Raw genomic sequence first — 22,349 nt, forward strand, 5'->3', positions numbered from 1 at the left:
CGCGACACCTCATTTTTATTAAATGAATTGGAAAGGCTCTGTTGATGGTTCACTTACAATAAATTCACATGGAATGTTTTGTTCTGCACATAAGGCTGTCATCTTATTAGCGACGCCCTCTTTCATCACACTCTCAACATGATGTCCTGGGTCTACAATTGATAAACCAAGCGCTTCAGCATCTTGTGCAACATGGAAGTATAAATCGCCTGTTACAAAAACATCGGCTCCTGCATATTTTGCAGCACTTACATATTTATTACCGTCTCCACCGAGTACAGCAATTTTTTGAACAGTTGATGTAACGTCACCTACTACACGAACAGCTGGTACATGTAATGTGCGTTTAACATGTTCTGCAAATTCTTTTAGGGTCATTGGATTTTCTAATAAACCTAAACGTCCTAGTCCCATCTCTTTTGAAACGGTTTCTAAACGATATAAGTCATACGCTACTTCTTCATACGGATGATTTTGCTTCATTGTTCTAATGGCTTTCTTCTGTAAAGATTCTGGAATCACAACTTCCACTTTCACTTCAGCCTCTAAATGTACTTCACCTTTTTCACCAACAAAAGGTGTCGCACCGTCCAATGCTCTAAAACGTCCTTCACCTGCTGTTTGGAAACTACAGCTATCGTAATCACCAATATGACCTGCACCGATTTGTGCAAGTGCTGTACGCAGTTGTTTTGCATGACTTTCAGGAATATAGACAGCTAGTTTAAAGTAGTGTTCTTTATACGTTGGCACTAATACTTTTGTTTCGTGTAATTCAAGTGCCTTGGCTAATAAATCGTTCACACCACCCTCAGCTACATCTAAATTCGTATGCGCTGCATAAACTGCAATATCATGTTTAATGAGTTTTTCAAATAACTGACCTTGAGGAGAGTCTGTACGTAAATGCGCTAATTTACGGAAAATTGGTGGATGGTGTGCGATGATCAATTCGCAACCTTTTTCAATTGCTTCATCTACCACTGCATGATTCACATCTAATGTAACCAACACTTTTGTAATATTCTTATTTAGTGTTCCAACTGCTAAACCGATGGGATCATTTTCCATTGCCGCATATTTTTTTGGTGACCATGATTCAAATAATTGAATAATTGTTTGACCACTTACTGATTTCATGCCAACACATCCTTTACAATCGCTATTTTTGCGTGTAACTCTTTCTGCTTTTCTTGAATAGCTTCCGTTTGCTCAACTTCTGCAATCGAAGCTAAAATTTGTTGCCACTGTTTGACTTCACCTGTCCATTTTTCAACGAATACGTCATTTTTTTCACGCATAAGGTAAGGTCCAACTAATAATTCTGCTTCTGTTAAATCTTCTGTCCCACGTTCTAATACGAGTACTTCATAAATTTTACGATCTTCTTTTAAAATCGCTTCATCTATCACTTTCCAACCATTTTGCTTTGCCCACACACGAATAGCCATTGCATGAATATTCGGCTGTAAAATAAGACGCTCAACAGTTTGTAAACGTGTTAAATCCTTATTTAAAATAGAGGCAATTAACGGGCCGCCCATTCCAGCAATCGTTACAGTAGTTACACCATCTTCATGTTCTACTGCTTCCATACCATCTGCTAAACGCACCGTAATTTTGTCTTGTAATTGTTCCGTTCTTACTTCTTTACATGCAGATTCATAAGGTCCTTTAACAACCTCACCTGCAATTGCTTTTTGCACAATTCCCTGATGTACAAGATAACATGGTAAATACGCATGATCTGACCCGATGTCAGCTACTACTGCGTTTTGAGGCACATACGCCGCAACTGTTTGTAGTCTTTTCGATAATTTTTGGGCATTCATAAATCACGTGCCCTCCCTTCCCTCCTATTGTAGCGAATTCCCTGAATAAAGAAAAGAGGCTGAGGTTAAATCCCTCGCCTCTCTATCCCTTATAAAAAAATAAAATAATAGCCTAACATTAAAACAATACCTAAAATACCAGAAATCATGAAATAAATAAGCTTTTTCTGAACTCCTACAATAATCCAAAGTATGCAGTTTATTAAGAGAACACCAAGCGTAATGAGCGAATGTCTTGGCGCTAATAAAGTGGATACTTTAATGGAGATTGCAAACAGTAACAGTGCTGCTGTTGCATAAATGAGCGTATTTGTTAAAGTTCGACTATTCGCTGTTTTCAGTAAATAATACACAAGTGCAATGAAAATAGTACAGCTTAATGCGATAGGAATGATTACATATTTTTGTGCAAATAAAAACATGAGTACAATCATCGCTAATGTCGTTAATGCTAACATGAGCATCTGTACTACTTTAATAATCGGTGCAGAGTCATTTTTCAATACAGCTTGTTTCGATAATTCTTCTTCTTGTTCTTCAAGAAGCGCTTCTCCTTCTGTATATAATTGCATTAAAAAATCGCAATAATGTTCAGGTAATAAATGATTCTTTTTCCAAAAAGAAATCTCTCGTATAATTAGCTTCTTCTTTATTTGTTCATTATCCATAAACGCCGCTCCTCCAACTACCATATCTATACATATTATCGGACTAAAACCAATTATGTAAAGTCTAATTTAGCAGGAACAAAAAAACGGTATATAGCTCTTATTAAAAGCTATATACCGTAATTATAATCCTACTCTAAGAAGTCTTTTAGACGTTTACTACGTGATGGATGGCGTAATTTACGTAATGCTTTCGCTTCAATTTGACGAATACGTTCACGTGTTACACCGAATACCTTACCTACTTCTTCTAGTGTGCGTGTACGGCCATCATCTAAACCGAAACGTAAACGTAGTACATTCTCTTCACGGTCTGTTAATGTATCAAGTACATCTTCTAATTGTTCTTTTAATAATTCATAAGCTGCGTGATCAGAAGGTGATTGTGCTTCTGAATCTTCAATGAAGTCACCTAAGTGAGAATCGTCTTCCTCACCGATTGGTGTTTCTAATGATACAGGTTCCTGTGCAATCTTTAAGATTTCACGTACTTTTTCAGGTGTTAAGTCCATTTCTTCACCAATTTCTTCTGGTGATGGTTCACGACCTAAGTCTTGTAATAATGAACGTTGTACACGAATTAACTTATTAATTGTTTCGACCATGTGCACTGGGATACGAATTGTACGTGCTTGGTCAGCAATCGCACGTGTAATCGCTTGACGAATCCACCATGTAGCATATGTTGAGAATTTGAAACCTTTACGGTAATCGAATTTTTCAACTGCTTTGATTAGACCCATGTTACCTTCTTGAATTAAATCAAGGAATAACATACCACGACCGACATATCGTTTTGCAATACTTACTACAAGTCGTAAGTTCGCTTCAGCAAGACGTTTACGCGCTTCATCATCGCCTGCTTCAATACGTTCAGCTAATGAAATCTCTTGTTCAGCTGTTAATAAGTCTACGCGACCAATTTCTTTTAAGTACATACGTACAGGGTCATTAATTTTAACGCCCGGTGGTACACTTAAATCGTTTAGGTCGAATACTTCTGCTGAATTATCCCCTGCTTTTAAAAGACGCTCTAAATTCTCTTCATCGCCTGCTTTACCGCCTAATTCGATACCATTCGTTTCTAATTTATCGATAAATTCTTCGACTTGGTCTGCTTCCATTTCGTAAGAACTTAATTTATCTGCTAGCTCTTTATACGTTAATTCACCTGATTTTTTACCTGCTTCAAGTAAACTTTTTTTCATTTCCTCTAATGTGTGCTCGTGTTCCACTTTTGTTACTTGTACAGCTTTTTTACTTTTTTTCGGTTTTTCTGCCATAGTTGTCTTCCTCCTCCTAACAGCCATATTCTCTAAAGAACTGCTAGTGATTTTTTTAAATCAATTATTTCTTGAGAAAGCGCAATTGCACTTTTTAAGTCATGCAGTTGCTCTGCTTCTTGCAATGCATGTGTTTTGTCTGCGATTTGTTGCTGGATTTTAAACTTTTTAACCTGTTTCAGACAATCGGCAATTTCCTCATCTTTATGGTCTGGATCTCGATCAACTAGTGCAGCTTCCATTACAATTTTACGCAATTCTCTATCTTCTACAATTTCAGCAAAACGCTGATAATCTGCTTTTTCATGTGATTCATAAAAGCCCATGAGATGGACGTAAATAGCCAAATAGTCTTCTCTTACAAAAGGTGCTCCTTCTTGATGTTCGCGAAAATCATCTGCCACATCAATACTATGCAGTAAATGAGCTAATAACAACCTTTCTGCTCGATCAATTGCTGTATAAACACGCTTTGGCTGAACCGCTTGTTGCATCGGTTGTTCTTGTTCATGTCGCGTATTTAGATTTGTCTGTGAGCGTTCTTGTTTTTGTGCTTCTTTAAGACGCAATTGACTTTGTAAGGTTTCGACTGAAACTTGTGTTTCTTCCGAAATACGTTTGACATACAGTTCTCTTTCAATTGGTGAAACACCGCTTGTAAGATAGGATAAAGCTTCATCCGCATACTGCTGGACATCATTTGGGTATTGAAAGTTTTTGTTACGCTTCGCATACATCATCATAAAGCTAATATAAGATAATGGCTCAGCAATGACTTGATTCTGGAACGCTTCCGCTCCGTTATTGCGTATATATTCATCCGGGTCCATACCTGCTGGTAAAGTTGCAACTTCAACGGTTAAATTTTCTGCATGTAACATTTCTGCAGCTCTTTTTGCAGCTTCAAAGCCGGCATGGTCACCATCGTAACAAACGATAATATGATTCGTGATGCGCTTTATTTTTTGAATATGTTGCGGTGTCAATGATGTTCCCATTGTGGCAACACCATGATGAACCCCGACATTCTTAGCAGCAAGTACATCCATAAATCCTTCGAAAATAATGAGCTTTCTTTCTTTCCGAACGATGGGTCTCGCTTGATCTAGGTTATATAATACTTCACTCTTTCGGAATATAAGCGACTCAGGGCTGTTCATGTATTTCGCCTGTTCTTTATCTGCTTCTAAAATTCTACCTGAAAAGGCAATAATTTTCCCCGTATCATCACGAATTGGAAACATAATTCGGCTTCTGAAACGATCGAAGTAGCCTGAGCCATCTTCACGTCGAATTGATAAGCCACTTTGTTCTAACTCTTCATACGTAAATCCTTTTTGATGTAATAAAGTAGTAAGCGATTCCCAGTGTGGCATACTGAATCCGATGCCATAGGTCTTAATCATTTCTTGCGTAAAGCCACGTCCTTCTAAATAACGTAAGCCTTCTTCACCTTCTTCTGTATTCAACAATAAATGTTGAAAATACTGTGCTGCAAGTATATGCGCTTCCTTCATTCTTTCTTCTTCTGGAGAAGTTTCGGTTGTTAATCTATGCTGCGCTTCAGAAGATGACACTTCAACATGTACACCAACTTGTTCACCTAATTTACGAACCGCTTCTTGAAAACTCAAATTCTCAATGTCCATAAGGAATGTAATCGCGTTACCGCCAGCACCACATCCAAAGCAATGAAAAATTTGTTTTTCTGTAGAAACAGAGAAAGACGGTGTCTGCTCACCGTGGAAAGGACATAATCCAAAATAGTTGCGTCCACGCTTCGTTAGCTGCATATAACTGCTAATTACGTCTACGATATCTGCCTGAGAACGAATTTCTTCAATTAACTCCTCAGCGATTCTTTGAGCCATTTCATCACCATCTTTTATACTTGCTATAGGTTACATTCTATATCCATCAATTAATATCCTTCTAATATGAGACATTTTATTTTAAAATATCTAAAATAATTAAAAGTTATTACTCTAATTTTTACCTCAATTTTTTATTCTAAAACATTTGTACCTTTAAATCTAGTATATTTGACGAATTCAACCAAAAAAAGTTTCATCTTTTATTTTCCATTTAGTACAACGTGGTAAAGACTTCTTTTTCTAAGAAAATAATTTATTGACTTAAAAGGAAAATAAAATCCGTCTATCCTCGCAATCATGTAAGAGGAATTAGACGGACTTTTATTGATTTTTTTGCAGTCGATGAATAATATCATTTGCAGTTTCTTCTACTGCTTTATTCGTCACATCAATAACCGGGCAACCGATTCGATCAACGATGCGTTTAAAATGTTCAATTTCTTCGTCAATGCGCTCGAACTTTGCATAATTCGCACCATCATTTAATCCAAGTGCGATTAAGCGTTCTCTTCGAATACCATTCAGTTTCTCAGGCGAAATAATCAAACCAAAGCATTTTTCCGGCGGTACTAAAAATAATTCTTCCGGCGGCTCTACTTCGGGCACAAGTGGTACATTGGCTACTTTATAACGCTTATGTGCTAAAAACTGTGATAATGGTGTTTTCGATGTACGTGACACACCAATTAGAACAATATCTGCCTTTAATAGACCACGTGGATCTCGTCCATCATCATATTTCACCGCAAATTCGATTGCTTCAATCTTTTGGAAGTAATCATCATCTAACTTCCTTACAAGACCTGGTTCTTCAATCGGTTCTAAATGTAAGGAATCACTTAACATATCCATTAAAGAACCCATTAAATCATTGTGTGGAATACGATACATTTCACACTCTGCATGCAAGAAGTAACGAAGCGATTCTTGGACAATCGTATAAACAATCATCGCTTGCTGGCTCACTGCAATCTGAACAATCTCGCTTAATTGTTCCTTACTATCGATATGTGGGAAGCGTTGAAATGTTACATCTTGTAAACCTGGTCTAAATTGGCTAACAGCTGCTTTCGCTACTAACTCCCCCGTCTCTCCGACAGAATCTGAGACTACATATACTAAAATTTTATCCATTTAACGCACCACCTTACAAATCATGATTTTCAGCGAGCGATAAAAACGCACGCGTAATATTTGTTTTTGTAATTCTTCCAATAACCTCATAACCATCTGGGTGCTCTACCACCACAGGTAATGCGTCAATTTGTCTTTCAATTAACTTATTTGCAGCTTGAATCAGTCCATCTGTTTTAACACAAAAAGCGATGTTCGGCATTCTTGTCATAATAATATGTACGGGAATATGATTCAAATCTTGGCTCCCTATACTTGTGCGTAGTAAATCTTTTCGAGATAAAACACCTGTTAAATACGCATTTTTATCAACAACAAAAAGTGTTCCAACATCCTCTAAGAACATTTGACAGATGGCATCATAAACTGACATATCCTCTGCTACAACAATCGGTATTGACTGGAAGTCTTTTACCTTCATATTGGTCATACTTTCAACAACTGCTTGTCCTGTTTTCTTACCAGAATAGAAATACCCAACGCGTGGACGTGCATCTAAAAAGCCCGCCATCGTTAAAATAGCGAGATCTGGTCGTAACGTCGCACGGGTTAAGGACAGGCGCTCTGCGATTTGCTCTCCTGTAATTGGTCCATTATTCTTGACAATTTCCAATATTTCTTCCTGACGTTTGTTGAGTTCGATATCACTCACCGCCCCAAAAGTGTTATACTTAATTCTTAATTATTATATACTACTTTTCTAAAGATTGCTAAGAAAAGTATTGCGTGATACAATATCTTCAAACAATATAGGCGATGAACGGAATATAAGTATGTGGTCATTTAAAAGCGAGTAGGGGTTGGTGAAAGCCTACACGAACACAGAAAAGGCATTCGGGAGCCATTTTATGTTAAAGAGGGCTATGTATATAGCCAATCGGGGTGGAACCGCGGGTTAAGTACTCGTCCCCGGGCAGAAAGTTTGCCCGGAGACGGGTACTTTTTTCATTTTTATTTTTTAGAGGAGGTCATTTTTATGACAAAATCAATGGAGAGTATTGTAAGTTTAGCAAAACACAGAGGTTTCGTATTTCCTGGTTCAGAAATTTACGGGGGCTTAGCAAACACATGGGATTACGGTCCACTAGGTGTTGAATTAAAAAACAATGTAAAAAAAGCATGGTGGGATAAATTCGTTCAAGAATCTGAATACAATGTTGGTTTAGACGCAGCGATTTTAATGAACCCGAAAACGTGGATTGCTTCAGGTCACGTAGGTAACTTCAACGATCCAATGATCGACTGTAAATCATGTAAAGCGCGTCACCGTGCAGATAAATTAATCGAAGATGCTTCACTTGAAAAAACAGGCAAAGAAATTATCGTAGACGGTATGAGCTTTGATCAAATGAAAGAAAAAATGGTAGAACTTGATGTAACTTGCCCGAACTGTGGTGCAAATGACTTCACAGATATTCGCCAATTCAACTTAATGTTCAAAACATTCCAAGGTGTAACAGAAGATTCTACAAATGAAATTTTCTTACGCCCTGAAACAGCACAAGGTATTTTCGTTAACTTTAAAAACGTACAGCGCTCAATGCGTAAACGTACACCATTTGGTATTGCACAAGTAGGTAAATCATTCCGTAACGAAATTACACCAGGTAACTTTACATTCCGTACGCGTGAATTCGAACAAATGGAATTAGAATTCTTCTGCAAACCAGGTGAAGAATTAGAATGGCACGCTTATTGGAAAGAATTCTGTAAAAACTGGTTATTAAACCTTTCAATGAAAGAAGATTCAATGCGTTTACGTGACCATGAAGAAGATGAATTATCTCACTACTCAAACGCAACAACAGATATCGAATTCCGCTTCCCATTCGGTTGGGGTGAACTATGGGGTGTTGCATCTCGTACAGACTTCGACTTAAAACGCCATATGGAACATTCAGGTGAAGACTTCACATACATCGACCCTGTAACAAACGAACGTTATGTACCATACTGTATCGAACCATCATTAGGTGCTGATCGTGTAACACTTGCATTCCTATGTGACGCTTACGAAGAAGAAGAATTAGAAGGCGGCGACACACGTACAGTTTTACGCTTCCACCCTGCTTTAGCACCATTCAAAGCAGCAGTATTACCATTATCTAAAAAATTAGCTGAAGGTGCCCATGACGTATGGGCTGAATTACGCAAGCACTTCCCAGTTGATTATGATGAATCACAATCAATCGGTAAACGCTACCGTCGTCAAGACGAAATCGGTACACCATTCTGTATCACATACGACTTCGACTCAGCTGAAGACGGTATGGTAACAGTACGCCACCGCGACACAATGGAACAAGAACGCATGCCAATCGCAGACGTAAAAGCATTCATTGAAAAAACACTAGAATTTTAATATAGAAAGATGAAGCTTCTGGTCACATCATAGGACATTGGAAGGCACGACGTGAAAGTCGCACTTCACTTTCACCCAAGTGACTGAAATGGACCGATGATGTAGAAGCTGAATCTGGACTTCATAGAAAGATGAAGCTTCTGGTCACATCATAGGACATTGGAAGGCACGACGTGAAAGTCGCACTTCACTTTCACCCAAGTGACTGAAATGGTGTGAAGATGTAGAAGCCGCATTTTAATCCGATTATATACACAAAATAAGCCAACGAATCGAAGTAACAATCGGTTCGTTGGCTATTTTTATAAATTTATTCGATAACAGCAAAAGTCATAATCAAATAGGAAGATACAGGCATATGGATAATTGTTCTAGAAAGTTGTTCACCATTTTCTAAATTAAATTCATTTATTTCACCACGTATATTTTCATCATCTTTACTATTACGAAGATCGTACATCGTAAAAATATAGGCTTTATTTCCTTTAACCGTTATTTGTTCAGTGAGTGTACTTTTTTGATCGAGGGTTGAACGTTGATTCTTCGGTATTTTGAACGTACGTTTTTGAATTTGTTCTTGTTCATTCATCACATACGCTTCTGAATACCCACTTAAAATTACAAGTTGATGATTGACAACTGCAAGCGAGTCCAGGTTGAAATTTTTATCACCAATCGGTATTTTTTTAACGACTTCCAATGTTTTGGGATCAATTTTAACCAGCTTTCCTGCGTTTATAACTGTATGATCATCCGCACCCGTTCTCACTTGACTGACTGCATAATACAAATAACCTTTATAAAAGACTAATGCTGGATTACCTGGTAAGCTAGATTTTGAGTATTCTTCATCATCTAACTCTAATTTCTTTGAAGAAACAACTTCCTCGCTTTTTAAATCAATGTGATGGATATAGGCGATTGCATCAGAGTCAGCTGTCGTAATGTATGCGTCATCTTTTTCAATATGTATGGAATGTGTAAAACCATGTGGGATTGTAAGAGATTTCTTATTACTTGGTTGATTCCGTTGCCAATATACAAGTTTTTGACCATTTTTTAAATCTCCTGCAATGTCATAGATCACATAATCATCATTCGATTGAATTGAAAATGAATGACTTGCATTTTTATTTAAATTAATAGACTCAATCTTACCTGTTTTTAAATCGATTGAAGAACGTTGGGAAGAGCGATTATTTACGACATACGCTTGATTGTTCGTTGATGTCATACTAATGGGTTCTGATAAATCTTGTTTGGTATTCTGCGATAAAAAGTTCCCTGCTTCGTCAATGACATAAAATGCGCCTGTATTCGCTTCATTCATACTTCTTAACTCTGAAAAGGCTAATACATATTTGCCGTTTTTCATATTTAATGCATTCGTTGCTTTAGGGATATTTTCTATAAGCTGCACTTCTTTTTCTCCTAAATGAGAAGAATACGCCATATAAACAATAAGACGTGGTAAAAAGTAAGCTGATGTCGCAATGACAATTAAAATGCTTCCGATGACATAAAACCATTTATATTTTTTCATTAATAGTTCCTTCTTCATATGTTTATGTAGAATTTATATTAAATCCATAAAAACTACGAACTCACTTGATTATTATATATATATACAAAAAAACAATATTTTTCATTTCTTTCTTCTATGTATAAAAGTGTTTTTATTTTTTAAAGTAGCTTATAATGAAAGGTATAGTACAAGCTTGAAAGGACTTGATGTTTTGAAACAAAAACTACATCGCATCTTTTCATATGGCACGCTCGCAATTAAATTCGATAAAGCTTTAACCGTTGGACTTGCTTTAGATGATGAACTCGTAGTGTCAAATGGACAATTCGATATACCACTTAAAGTAATTAGTGCGAACATCTCACCAACATATCCTGATATTCTCAACGTTGAAGTATCAAAAGTGTTTTCTTATGTAGCCAATCGCAAATATACACCGCGACAAATACACAATTTGAACACAAGTATATTAAATCAACAAAACATGCAAATCGATGCAGCACAGTTACCATATGAACAAAATATCGTTATGAGTCAAATTTTCTGGGATACTTCGATGTATCATGAAATGAATGACTTAGACGGCGAAGAATTTTTATATGAATAAAAAACAGCCCCCTGACTATTCTTCAGGGGGCTGTTTCTCTGTTTGATTGAATAACAGTGGCGTGCGCTCTAACTGCGTTATAAAACTTTTCGACTTAAAACGCATGCCGGATTGTTCTTCATAAATCATACTCACAATATTTTTAATAAAGCGTTTCGTTTCTTTTTTTAATGTCAAATTCCCCACTTGGTCAATTGGCATATTATAAAAAACACGAATTAACTTTAATTGTGTTGGCGTTAAACGAATAATATAAGGATCCATATGAAAACAACGATGGCATAAAAAGCCACCTTGACCAAATGAAAAGGCAAACTCCCCTTCTACACTGCCGCAACCTGCACAATGCGATAATGTCGGCTGTACACCTGTAAAGGGCAGCATCTTCCATTCAACAAATAAAGAAATCGCTTCTGGATCATAGCCTTCTTCAATTGCATGAAGTGCTTGTCTTAACATATGAAATACACCAGATTCTGGGCGATCATTTTCAACTAATCGGTCGACCATCTCCATGACATAACTTGCATAGGCTGTTGCTTCAATATCTTGCTGAATATGACGCATCGTCGAAATCGCTTCACCTTGTTGGAGCGTTCCCATACCTTTTCCCTTTGCCACTAAGAAGTTTCCATGTGTAAAAGGCTGTGTTATACCAGAAAGACGGCTAGAAGGCTTTTTAGCACCTCTAGCCATTACTGCAATCTTTCCTGCTTCTTCCGTCATTAAAATAACGACTTTATTCGTCTCACCGTATGCACGAGTTTTCAAGACAATGCCTTCTAGTTTACTGAGCAATGCCTTTCACTTCCTTCTAGTATTCGTCGTCACGATAACCGAAATCGCGTAATTGAGATGAACGGTCACGCCAATCTTTTTGTACTTTCACCCATAGTTCCAAATAGACTTTTGAGCCAAGTAAGTTTTCGATATCTTTACGTGCACGTATTCCGATATCTTTTAACATCGCACCGCGTTTACCGATAATGATTCCTTTTTGCGAGTCACGTTCAACGATAATCGATGCCGTAACACGTACTTTTTCATTTTCGTCACGACGAATTTTTTCAATTTCAACCGCGATTGAATGTGGTACTTCATCGCGTGTTAAGTGAAGTACTTTTTCACGAATCATTTCAGCGATGATAAAACGTTCTGGGTGATCCGTTACCTGATCTGCTGGATAGTATTGTGGACCTTCAGGTAAATATTTTTTTATTGTTTCTAATAGACGATCGACATTATTTCCTTGAAGTGCTGAAATCGGAATAATCTCTGCAAAATCAAATGCAGTGCGGTATTCTTCAATTTTCGCTAACACTTCATCAGGATGAATGGCATCAATTTTGTTTACGACTAAAAACACAGGTGTTTTTGTACCTTTTAGCATTTCCATTACATACTCGTCGCCAGGTCCTAATTTTTGTTCTGCGTTAACCATAAACATAATGACTTCCACTTCACGTAAAGCATTCTTTGATACTTTTAACATGAATTCGCCTAGTTTATGTTTTGGCTTATGGATACCTGGTGTATCGATAAAGATCATTTGTGCATCATCTGTTGTTAATACACCTTGTACTTTATTACGTGTTGTTTGTGGTTTATCACTCATAATCGCAATTTTTTGGCCGATAACACGATTTAAAAATGTTGATTTTCCGACGTTCGGACGTCCAATAATTGCGATAAAACCTGATTTAAATTGTTTATTCTGTTGCATGTAATACATCCTCCGGGGTAAAGGCTCCTGGTAGTAATTCTGCTACCGTTGTTTCTTGTACATCGCCTTTTAAATTTGTTAAATATACGGGCATATCAGGGGCACAGAATTCTGAAATCACCTGTCTGCAAGCACCACATGGAGCTACAGGACCTTCTGTATCTGCTACAACCGCAAGTGCTGTAAATTGTTTTGTACCTTGTGATACGGCTTTAAAAATTGCTGTTCGTTCAGCACAGTTTGTTAAACTATAACCCGAGTTTTCAATATTACAACCATGAAATACTTCGCCGTCTTTTGATAATAATGCGGCTCCGACAGGGAATTTTGAATACGGTACATAGGCGAATGAACGCCCTTTTTTTGCTTCTTCCATCAGTTGTGTGGGATTCATATACTCTCTCCATTCTATTTACTAGAATTCAAACCATTTTGGCAAAAAGATAATTAAGCCAATGATCACACTAAAAATTGCTGCGATTAACACAGCTCCTGCTGCTAAATCTTTCGCTCGTTTGGCAAGGGGATGAAATTCATCCGTCACTAAATCTACTACGCGCTCGATAGCGGAATTCGTCATCTCTAATGATAACACAGCTGCGATTACAAAGAGTAGAATTGTCCACTCATTTGCTGAAATTCCTGTTAAAAACCCAGCTACTATAACGACAACCATTGCAAATAAGTGAAATCGAAAATTCCGTTCACTACATACTGCCCGAATCCCTGCAAAAGCATACACAAATGATTTAAAAAACTTTTTAATCACGTTCATTTTTGTCACGTGACAAACCAAATGACTCTAAAATTTCATCTTGCTTTCCAAACATAACTTTTTCATCTTCTGGTGTCATATGGTCATAACCTAGTAGATGTAAGAAGCCATGAACCGCGAGAAAACCAAGTTCACGTTCAAATGAATGACCGAACTCCTCTGCCTGTTCACGCGTACGGTCAATCGAGATAATGATATCTCCTAATACACGCGGCATTCCTTCAGCAATAATCGCTGTCTCACCTTCACCTAATTCTTCTAAAGCGAATGAGATGACATCTGTTGGTGCATCTTTATCACGATACTGTTTATTAATCTCATGAATCGCTTCATTCGTCACAAACGTAACAGATAATTCTGTGCCTTCTTCAATATTTTCTACTTTTGCAGCATGTTGTAGTAAAGAGGAAACAAGTGCTATATCACTTTGTTGAACCTCTTCTGTTTCATCTAAAAAATCAATTTCTAATAGCATATAATGCCCTCCTAAGCTTTGTCTTGCTTCGGATACTCAATGCGTGAATGGAATGTTCCATTTAGTGTCTCACAAAAAACTTTTTCAATAATTTTAAGTTCTTTAATTGAAAGGTCACATTCATCCAGCTGACCATCCATTAATTTATCTTGTGCGATGGCGTGAACGAGATCACGAATTTTTTCTGCACTTGGCTCTTTCATCGAACGTACTGCTGCTTCTACACTATCTGCAATACAAATAATCGCATTTTCTTTTGACTGCGGTTTTGGACCACTATAGCGGAATTGCTCTTCCTCCACCTGATCATCCAATTCTTTTGCCTTGTAATAGAAAAATTTCACCAATGTCGTACCATGATGTTGCTGTGCAATGTCAATAATTTCTCTCGGCATTTTATGCTTCTCTAAAATTTCCACACCATCTTCAACGTGGGCAATAATTATATCGCTAGATGCGTCTGGTGGCAACTGATCGTGCGGATTCAATCCGTTCATTTGATTTTCAACGAAGAATCCAGGTCTTCTTGTTTTCCCGATATCATGATAATAACAACCGACACGCGCTAATAAACCATTCGCACCAATCGCTTCGCAAGCCGCTTCTGCTAAATTTGCGACCATCAAACTATGATGATACGTTCCAGGAGCTTCCATTAATATTTTCTTTAATAACGGGTGATTTGGATTCGATAATTCAATCAAACGGAAACTTGAAATAATCCCAAAACCTGATTCAATAAACGGTAACGAACCAATCGCAAGCGCTCCCGATAGAATCGCTGAAAATAATGCTGCAAGTAAATAGAATGAGAGTTCATTCCACGTATAATTAGATTGCGTTAACAATAAATAGAATGCAATAAACAAAATATTAATTCCCGCTACTTGAAAACTTGCTGTTAAAATCTTTGAGCGATTTTCAATTCTTCTCGTAAATACAACACTTGCTAGACCACTAATAATCATATAAAGCGCTAATTCCATCTGAATAACAGTCGAATATCCCTCTTGAAAGATGACACCTGCTGATAACCCTAACATGATTGTCGCTAAAATAGCGGCTCGTTCACTCACTAATATTCGAAGTAACAGCGGTGCTACAGCAGCTGGGAATAAGAAACCAACAATCACATCAAACTCGCCATCAATTAGATTTAAAATTTGCATTAAAATAATTGATAGTAAATAAATAAGAGATGTAATCAGAACGTCACGTGTTTTTTCTGTATCTGCTTTTCGCTTATTCGCTGCAAAACTTGCATAGAAGAATAGCATCTGTAGCAAAATTAAAATACCTAGACCAAGCTTTGGCTTAATGGACGCATCATCACTTAACAAACCAGTTAATTGAAGCTGACGGTAAATGTTCCGATCAATAACTTGTCCTTCTTGTACGATAATTTGTCCTTGTAAAATCTTTGTTGGATCTACACTCGCTCGTGCTAAGTCCATTCGCTCCTTTGTTGCTTTTTCATCTTTTGTCTCATTCACGACTAAGGCAGCTCGTCCAATACGGATACCCACTCCTTGAAGTTTACTTGGGAATGTTGAGCTATAACGAATTGTACGCTCTACGCTCGCTCGTGCCTCCATCAGACGATCTTCACGAATAGGTGAAGACATTTGACGTTCTACTGCCTTGACAAGATCTTGTTGCGCTGTTTTTAATTCGGATTCGCTACTTGTTAATAGTAACTTTAAATCCGCTTCATTTAGCTCAATCTTATTTTCGTTGTCTGTAATTTTAGCTAAATCTGACTGCATACTTTTGATTTGTTCATTTAATGCTTTTGAGCGTTCTTTTCCTTTCGTATCAGCTACCTTTTTTTGTCGGTCAATTAAATCATCAAACAATGTATTCAACATTGAAACTGTATTTTTCCCTTTTTCTTCTGAATACGTATAAACGGGCTCTACTTCAGAAGCTGCTTCTTCCCGTTCTTTTTCGGTTTTTTCTGTATCTTCAACTGTTTTAACAGAACGAATCGTATCTGGGGACACTTGGAACAACTTTAAATCGTAATGTTCACCTCGTACATCTTTCATCATTAATAAATATTGAAAAAGGCCTGTTAGAATTAATATACCAGCTAATAGCAGGGGGAAACGTACAATTTTCGTTATTTTTTCTATAAACTTTGACATCTTCACCCTACCTTTCTTTTATGTAGATTCATAGGAAAATTCGAGAACCCTTTTTGCATTCTCGAATTTCCTGTTCTATGCTTCACTTTTTTCATCATCATATGCCGTTATAATTTTCGCTACGAGTGGGTGTCGAACAATATCTCCCGCTTCTAAAATTTGGAAAGACACATCTTTCACTGAACGCAAGATATATTCAGCATGTGTAAGGCCTGAAGCTACACCCCTCGGTAAATCGATTTGTGTTTTATCTCCTGTTATAACCATTTTAGAACCAAAACCAAGACGTGTTAAAAACATCTTCATTTGCGCTTTTGTTGTATTCTGCGCTTCATCTAAAATAACAAAGGCATCATCTAATGTACGTCCGCGCATATAGGCTAGTGGCGCAATCTCAATCGTGCCACGCTCAATCATACGTGTTGTTTGCTCTAACCCTAATACGTCATGCAAAGCATCATATAGAGGGCGTAAGTATGGATCTACTTTTTCTTTTAAATCCCCTGGTAAAAAGCCTAGACTTTCTCCCGCTTCAACAGCAGGTCGTGTTAAGATAATACGCTTCACCGCATTATTTTTTAAAGCTGTAACAGCCATAACAACCGCTAAGTATGTTTTACCTGTTCCAGCTGGTCCAATTCCAAATACAAGGTCTTTATTGCGAATCGCTTTAATATAATTGCGTTGCCCAATTGTTTTTGCACGAATAATTTTCCCTTTTGTATTTCGCGCAATCACTTCATCATATAATTCTGCGAAATATTCAACCGTCCCCGCTTTTGACATCTCGATTGCGGAAACTACATCACGTTGATTGATGTTAATGTCTTTGCGAATCACTTTTAATAACTGTTCGATCAGCGCAGCCGCTTCAGCCTTTTGTTCGTCATTGCCAACGATGACAATCGAGTCGCCTCTTGTAATCATTTGAATATCGTATGTCTCTTCGATTAGCTTCAAATTTGCATCTGAAATACCAAGTAACATAACGGCTTCATTTGGATCTTTTAACGTTAGCTGAATAGGTTGTTGTTCTGTCATTTGAGCTCTCCTTAACGTACATCATATTTTTTATTTTTTTACTTTCATTACAAGTCTAAACATACTAGTACCTGTCTACACTTGTACTTTTTTCTAGCTTATCACTCTCTTTGTTTGCGTGCAAAAGTTTTATTGTTTTTCCGTAAAAGTTCTCGAAAAAAGAGTGAAGAGTTCGTGACATATAAAAAGAGACTTTGAAGTCTTTTTGATTTCAAAATCTCTTTTTGATTTATTTTCTTTTTGAAACAGGTGGCGCCAAAATTTCTGATACGATAATCGATTGAGCTAACTCACGTTGTGTACGTGGTAAGACGGACCGACTAGATGCAACTTTTCTTTTCGCAACCATTTTATTTGTTGCAGCAACCACTTTCGGACGTTCCGCTGCATTTTTAAATGGGCGAGAAGATTCGATAGTGTCGGTCGTAACATTTCGAGGTGCCGTAACACGCTTTTCTCTCTTAACGTGCTTCTTTTTTGGATTTTCTGTTAATTGACGATCTAATTCTTGTGAAACTTTCTTTGCGTAATCACCAAGTGCTTTAGATGTAGATGTCTTTTTTTGCGTTGGTCCTTGTCCCATAGAGGGCATTTGTTTCTTTGCAGATTTCTCTTCATCTTTTGATCCTAAACGACCAATGACAGCACTGATTACGGATATAATGAGAAATATAACCAGACCTTCCATATGCCATCCTCCTTTAGCAAATCAGATGCCTATTCCTCACCTTTTGCGTGGTTTTGATCCATCTTACTAATTGATTGACGCATACTTGTATCTGCTTGTATGTTTTGATAATTCATATAATCCATGACACCTAAATTACCAGATTTGAACGCCTCTGCTAGTGCAAGTGGTACTTCTGCTTCCGCTTCCACAACTTTCGCTTTCATTTCTTGTACTTTTGCGACCATCTCTTGCTCATTAGCAACAGCCATCGCACGGCGTTCTTCTGCTTTTGCCTGTGCAATATTTTTATCTGCTTCTGCTTGTTCAATTTGTAATTCTGCACCAATGTTTTTACCGACATCCACATCCGCAATATCAATCGATAGAATTTCAAATGCTGTACCAGAGTCTAAACCTTTTGCTAGAACGGTTTGTGAAATCATATCTGGATTTTCTAACACTTCTGTATGACTTTTCGCGCTACCAATTGTGGATACAATCCCCTCACCTACACGAGCGATGATTGTTTCTTCACCAGCACCACCAACTAAACGGTCGATATTCGCACGAACGGTAATACGTGCTTTTGCTTTTACTTCAATCCCGTTCATTGCCACACCAGCGATAAATGGTGTTTCAATTACTTTCGGGTTAACAGACATCTGTACAGCTTCTAGTACATCGCGACCTGCAAGGTCGATTGCCGCACAGCGCTCAAATGTTAATTCAATGTTTGCACGGTGTGCTGCGATTAATGCATTGACAACACGATCTACATTACCACCGGCTAAATAGTGACTCTCCAACTGGTTAATCGACACTTGTAATCCTGCTTTATGTGCTTTAATTAAAGGATTAACGATGCGTGACGGAATAACACGTCTTAAACGCATACCGATTAATGTGAAAATACTAACTCTTACACCTGCTGCTAAAGCTGAAATCCATAGTGCTACGGGTACAAATGTAAATAAAATCGCTAATAAAATGACCGCTACAACAATGACAATAATCATACTAATAGCACTACCTGTTAACGCTGCTGTTCCCATGATTTAAAACCCCCTGTTTAATCTTTTTTCTCACGCACAACAATCCGTGAACCTTCTACTTTGACAAAAATGACTTCTTTGTCTGTATCGATAAAATTACCTTCTGATACAACGTCAATTCGTTCCCCATTATACATTACAACACCAGACGGTCTTAGTGCTGTAACCGTTCTAGCAGTTTGTTGCAATAACTCTGTACGGTTGATATTTGACACGTATCCACTTTCTGTATCTGTTGAATCGAATAATACCATTCGATTTAGAACAGATAGCTTCTTTCCAAAGAATTTCATCATAACCACCATCCCTATAATCGCGAGGATTAGTGCGATTGCAACAGCATATGCCATGAACGTAAAATTCGCACCAGCATATAAGAAACTAATAACAATCAACACAAGACCTGTAATACCTATAATCATACCAGGAACCACTAACTCGACAAGCATACAAATAAACCCTGCAACAAATAGTAGCAATAAACCGAATGTCGCATACCCTGCTATTATATGTCCGATAAAAAAAGTCAACACGAGTGTTACAGCAATTATACCACTTGTATTCACTCCAGATGAAAATAAAGCACTGACAAATAACAAACTAATGATGGGCAACATGACGAGTACAACATATGGATTCGTTAGAAATTGTATTATTTCTCCCATAATACAGGCACCTCCAATCTTATAGGGTTCGTGTCTTTATAATGGTATTTACGAATAAATATGAAAATGGTTTCATAAAATTTATTTTTCAAATATTTCTTTTAGAATCCCGAATAACTTGAAGCGCTAATCTCACGAGTAGAAGCAAACTTAAAAAAAGACCTAAATAAGCTGCTGTATTCAAATAAACAACATAACTATTTTGAATAATTTGTGCTACGGCTAAAATACCAACTGATAAAACACCGAATGTAATTGCGACAAGTAGTAACAAAAACTGTGACAACCATTTCACTAAAAAAGCTTTGTTTGTTTCACTTGAAGTGAAGTCCATCTTCACCTTCACTTCACCTTTTTCAATTGTTCGTGCAATCTGATCGACACGATATGGTATTTCTTTAATAACTGGCCACGCAAGGAAGATCTCTTCTTGTGCTAGTTGTTTGAGTGACTTTACTTTTTCAATTGGCTCATGTATTTTAGCTGTATCTTTTGCAAAATCACTTGCTTCTTTAAAGGCGTCGAAGTCTTTTGAAACACTCTGAATTGTTCCTTCTAATGTTACAAGTGCTCTTAGTGCAATACCTACCATTGGAAAAAGTTTCATGTGATGTTTTTGAATAATTTTGAAGAGAGATTGTACGACTTGACTCGTCGAAATATGATCTAAATAAGCCATTTCAACAAGTAGCTGACTTACAGATTGTTCAAAACCTGGATCTTTTGCATGTTCGTCATTTTCCACAAGATGTTTTAATGAATCGACAACAATTCTTGCATTACCACGATGATAACCTAAAAATAATGTTTTGATTCCTTGCTGTTGCCCTTTACTAATACGTCCAACAGCCCCAAAATCTAAAAGCGCAACTTGTCCTGTATTTTTTACGATATGGACATTTCCAGGATGAGGATCCCCATGAAAAATTCCTGCCTTCATAACTTGAGATAAAAAACTTCCGAATAATTGCGTAAGCGCCTCTTCTTTCGTTACGCCATTACGATATAATGTTTCGTCTGCTTCTGTAATTTTCACACCATCAATATATTCCATTACTAGCACTGAAGAATTACTCATATGGCTATACACCTTAGGAATGACAACAGGATACTTACTATCTAAAGTAGAATTCGTAATTTGCTCCATATTTTTAAGCTCTATACAAAAATCAATTTCTTCTCGCATTCCTTTTGCAAAATTTTGCGCAAGTTCTGCAAAATTTAAATTCTCAGCCCACTGCGATTCCTCTGTAAGCCAGTGCGCAAAACTAATTAATAAATCTAAATCTCTTTGTAGCAAGTCTGCAATATCTGGACGTAATATCTTAACAACTACTTTTTCATACGTTCCGCTCAGCGTAGCTTGATGAACCTGACCAATTGAACCTGAAGCGAGCGGCTCAAAATCAAATCGATCGAAAGTTTTCTCCCAATCTTCACCTAATACAGATTGCATACGCATGGATATAGCTTCTTTCGGAATTGGTTTAATATTTTGTTGTAGCTCTGCTAACTCCGTTGTAAATGCCTCTGGTAATAAATCTTTTCTAGTAGATAACATCTGACCAAATTTAATAAAGATTCCATCACATTCTTCTAACATCATACGAAACGAATGTGCATTTTTTCTCTCGGCTTCTGATGTGCGCCAAATACCAAACGCACGACCGATTCCATATTTAAACGCAATTCGAAGTACTGAAGTCAAACGTCTTTGTAAGCGCCATCTTGTCATAATTCTAGCAAAGATATTTTGTTTCGCTTGCTCAGCACTACTAATATGAACTGGCTCAAATAATTCTAAAACAAGATGCAACAACATCGTAATCAATAATAAACTCGCAAACCATATGAGTGTACTAAAAAACATCGACTCATCTTCAATTGGAGTATAGTAATCTTTACGGTGTTGGATAAACATATACCAATAAATAACCGACGTAATCGTTACACTTAAACCAACTGCAAATAAGCGCTTGAAAATACTTAAACGCGTCCCGATTAATCTGCCTGTAAAGAAATAAATTAAAATTCCCACAAGCGTAAATTGGATAAACCAACTCAAAAATTGAATCATTTGGCTTCACCTCCCACTACTTTATATTGAAACATATTTCACAAATTTTTTCCTTTAAAACTATTTTCCTTTATAACGAATGTTACAATTATGTTATTTTAATCATAATGATTGGCAAAGTAAGTTTATGGGTGTAAAATAAATATATCAATTTTATAAAGGTGGCGTATTATAAATGAGAAAAAATTGGATCTTTTTCCTCGGTATCGGGATTTGGATTACTTCCATCGCTGCATTTTTTGAAATTACCAGTGTACCAGCTTTCAAGAGCTTTATAGATAAAATATTCGTTCAGCCGAATCCTGTTACATCAGTTTTAGCCTTTATTATGTTGGGTGTTATTATCTGGTACATCTTAAAAGGAATCGAGCTTGGTAAAAAACAATCTATGGATTGATTGTGAAACTTCTTACATACAAATGTAAGAAGTTTTTTTATT

Annotated in this window: 22 protein-coding genes; 3 read left to right on the forward strand and 19 right to left on the reverse strand. The window is 37.0% G+C overall.

Annotation, left to right across the window (positions count from 1 at the left end; translation table 11 throughout):
* Positions 1 to 18: 18 nt before the first annotated feature.
* The 7 genes from MHB75_RS06615 to MHB75_RS06645 form a co-directional block, all read right to left on the reverse strand.
* Positions 19 to 1,140: a Nif3-like dinuclear metal center hexameric protein gene (locus tag MHB75_RS06615; RefSeq protein WP_340996640.1), complete on the reverse strand. Its 1,122-nt coding sequence runs from the start codon at positions 1,138 to 1,140 to the stop codon at positions 19 to 21.
* A complete protein-coding gene (locus MHB75_RS06620; protein WP_340996643.1) occupies positions 1,137 to 1,832 on the reverse strand; it encodes a tRNA (adenine(22)-N(1))-methyltransferase in 696 nt (231 codons plus the stop codon). The genes MHB75_RS06615 and MHB75_RS06620 overlap by 4 nt, the downstream gene beginning before the upstream one ends.
* Positions 1,833 to 1,921: 89 nt before the next feature.
* On the reverse strand, positions 1,922 to 2,500 hold the full coding sequence (locus MHB75_RS06625; RefSeq protein WP_340996646.1) for a hypothetical protein: 579 nt from the start codon (positions 2,498 to 2,500) through the stop codon (positions 1,922 to 1,924).
* 131 nt (positions 2,501 to 2,631) lie between these two features.
* Complete coding sequence (rpoD, locus tag MHB75_RS06630; RefSeq protein ID WP_068452653.1) at positions 2,632 to 3,783, reverse strand: RNA polymerase sigma factor RpoD; 1,152 nt, start codon at positions 3,781 to 3,783, stop codon at positions 2,632 to 2,634.
* Positions 3,784 to 3,815: 32 nt separating this feature from the next.
* Positions 3,816 to 5,654 (reverse strand): DNA primase, encoded by a 1,839-nt coding sequence (gene dnaG / locus MHB75_RS06635; protein WP_141274733.1) that lies wholly within the window; start codon positions 5,652 to 5,654, stop codon positions 3,816 to 3,818.
* Positions 5,655 to 5,978: 324 nt separating this feature from the next.
* Positions 5,979 to 6,791, reverse strand: coding sequence for a pyruvate, water dikinase regulatory protein (locus MHB75_RS06640; protein ID WP_141274732.1), 813 nt, complete (start codon positions 6,789 to 6,791; stop codon positions 5,979 to 5,981).
* Between the two features lie 13 nt (positions 6,792 to 6,804).
* Entirely contained in the window at positions 6,805 to 7,443 is a 639-nt protein-coding gene (locus MHB75_RS06645; RefSeq protein ID WP_170214783.1) for a helix-turn-helix transcriptional regulator, read from the reverse strand.
* A 324-nt stretch (positions 7,444 to 7,767) separates the two neighbouring features.
* Between MHB75_RS06645 and MHB75_RS06650 the strand changes: the two genes are divergently transcribed.
* On the forward strand, positions 7,768 to 9,153 hold the full coding sequence (locus MHB75_RS06650; RefSeq protein WP_141274730.1) for a glycine--tRNA ligase: 1,386 nt from the start codon (positions 7,768 to 7,770) through the stop codon (positions 9,151 to 9,153).
* Between the two features lie 310 nt (positions 9,154 to 9,463).
* Here MHB75_RS06650 and MHB75_RS06655 read toward each other — a convergent pair whose 3' ends face one another.
* On the reverse strand, positions 9,464 to 10,696 hold the full coding sequence (locus tag MHB75_RS06655) for a hypothetical protein (protein ID WP_340996651.1): 1,233 nt from the start codon (positions 10,694 to 10,696) through the stop codon (positions 9,464 to 9,466).
* 193 nt (positions 10,697 to 10,889) lie between these two features.
* Between MHB75_RS06655 and MHB75_RS06660 the strand changes: the two genes are divergently transcribed.
* Entirely contained in the window at positions 10,890 to 11,285 is a 396-nt protein-coding gene (locus tag MHB75_RS06660; protein WP_141274568.1) for a hypothetical protein, read from the forward strand.
* A 15-nt stretch (positions 11,286 to 11,300) separates the two neighbouring features.
* On the opposite strand, the gene recO is transcribed toward MHB75_RS06660, so the two are convergent.
* The 11 genes from recO to MHB75_RS06715 form a co-directional block, all read right to left on the reverse strand.
* Positions 11,301 to 12,083 (reverse strand): DNA repair protein RecO, encoded by a 783-nt coding sequence (gene recO, locus MHB75_RS06665; protein WP_141274567.1) that lies wholly within the window; start codon positions 12,081 to 12,083, stop codon positions 11,301 to 11,303.
* 16 nt (positions 12,084 to 12,099) lie between these two features.
* Positions 12,100 to 13,008 carry a GTPase Era gene (gene era / locus MHB75_RS06670; protein WP_141274566.1) on the reverse strand — a complete coding sequence of 303 codons (909 nt, stop codon included), beginning with the start codon at positions 13,006 to 13,008 and terminating at the stop codon, positions 12,100 to 12,102.
* Positions 12,995 to 13,402 carry a cytidine deaminase gene (locus tag MHB75_RS06675; RefSeq protein ID WP_068452624.1) on the reverse strand — a complete coding sequence of 136 codons (408 nt, stop codon included), beginning with the start codon at positions 13,400 to 13,402 and terminating at the stop codon, positions 12,995 to 12,997. Before MHB75_RS06675 ends, era begins: the two co-directional genes overlap by 14 nt.
* 21 nt (positions 13,403 to 13,423) lie before the next feature.
* Entirely contained in the window at positions 13,424 to 13,783 is a 360-nt protein-coding gene (locus tag MHB75_RS06680) for a diacylglycerol kinase family protein (RefSeq protein ID WP_340998587.1), read from the reverse strand.
* Positions 13,770 to 14,258: an rRNA maturation RNase YbeY gene (gene ybeY, locus MHB75_RS06685; RefSeq protein WP_068452618.1), complete on the reverse strand. Its 489-nt coding sequence runs from the start codon at positions 14,256 to 14,258 to the stop codon at positions 13,770 to 13,772. Before ybeY ends, MHB75_RS06680 begins: the two co-directional genes overlap by 14 nt.
* Positions 14,259 to 14,269: 11 nt before the next feature.
* Entirely contained in the window at positions 14,270 to 16,405 is a 2,136-nt protein-coding gene (locus MHB75_RS06690) for an HD family phosphohydrolase (protein WP_340996656.1), read from the reverse strand.
* Between the two features lie 75 nt (positions 16,406 to 16,480).
* On the reverse strand, positions 16,481 to 17,446 hold the full coding sequence (locus MHB75_RS06695; RefSeq protein WP_068452612.1) for a PhoH family protein: 966 nt from the start codon (positions 17,444 to 17,446) through the stop codon (positions 16,481 to 16,483).
* Between the two features lie 229 nt (positions 17,447 to 17,675).
* Positions 17,676 to 18,134: a hypothetical protein gene (locus tag MHB75_RS06700; RefSeq protein ID WP_340996659.1), complete on the reverse strand. Its 459-nt coding sequence runs from the start codon at positions 18,132 to 18,134 to the stop codon at positions 17,676 to 17,678.
* A 29-nt stretch (positions 18,135 to 18,163) separates the two neighbouring features.
* Positions 18,164 to 19,168, reverse strand: a complete 1,005-nt coding sequence (floA, locus tag MHB75_RS06705; RefSeq protein ID WP_141274562.1) for a flotillin-like protein FloA — start codon at positions 19,166 to 19,168, stop codon at positions 18,164 to 18,166.
* A gap of 17 nt (positions 19,169 to 19,185) precedes the next feature.
* The gene (locus MHB75_RS06710; protein WP_340996662.1) at positions 19,186 to 19,833 is read right to left on the reverse strand and encodes an NfeD family protein; all 648 of its coding nucleotides are present in this window, start codon (positions 19,831 to 19,833) and stop codon (positions 19,186 to 19,188) included.
* Between the two features lie 88 nt (positions 19,834 to 19,921).
* Complete coding sequence (locus MHB75_RS06715; protein ID WP_141274560.1) at positions 19,922 to 21,910, reverse strand: ABC1 kinase family protein; 1,989 nt, start codon at positions 21,908 to 21,910, stop codon at positions 19,922 to 19,924.
* A gap of 175 nt (positions 21,911 to 22,085) precedes the next feature.
* Between MHB75_RS06715 and MHB75_RS06720 the strand changes: the two genes are divergently transcribed.
* Positions 22,086 to 22,307 carry a hypothetical protein gene (locus MHB75_RS06720; protein ID WP_141274559.1) on the forward strand — a complete coding sequence of 74 codons (222 nt, stop codon included), beginning with the start codon at positions 22,086 to 22,088 and terminating at the stop codon, positions 22,305 to 22,307.
* The last annotated feature ends 42 nt before the right edge of the window (positions 22,308 to 22,349 follow it).

The sequence above is a fragment of the Kurthia sp. FSL E2-0154 genome (genome assembly GCF_038003625.1).
In the GTDB taxonomy this organism is placed as follows: domain Bacteria; phylum Bacillota; class Bacilli; order Bacillales_A; family Planococcaceae; genus Kurthia; species Kurthia gibsonii.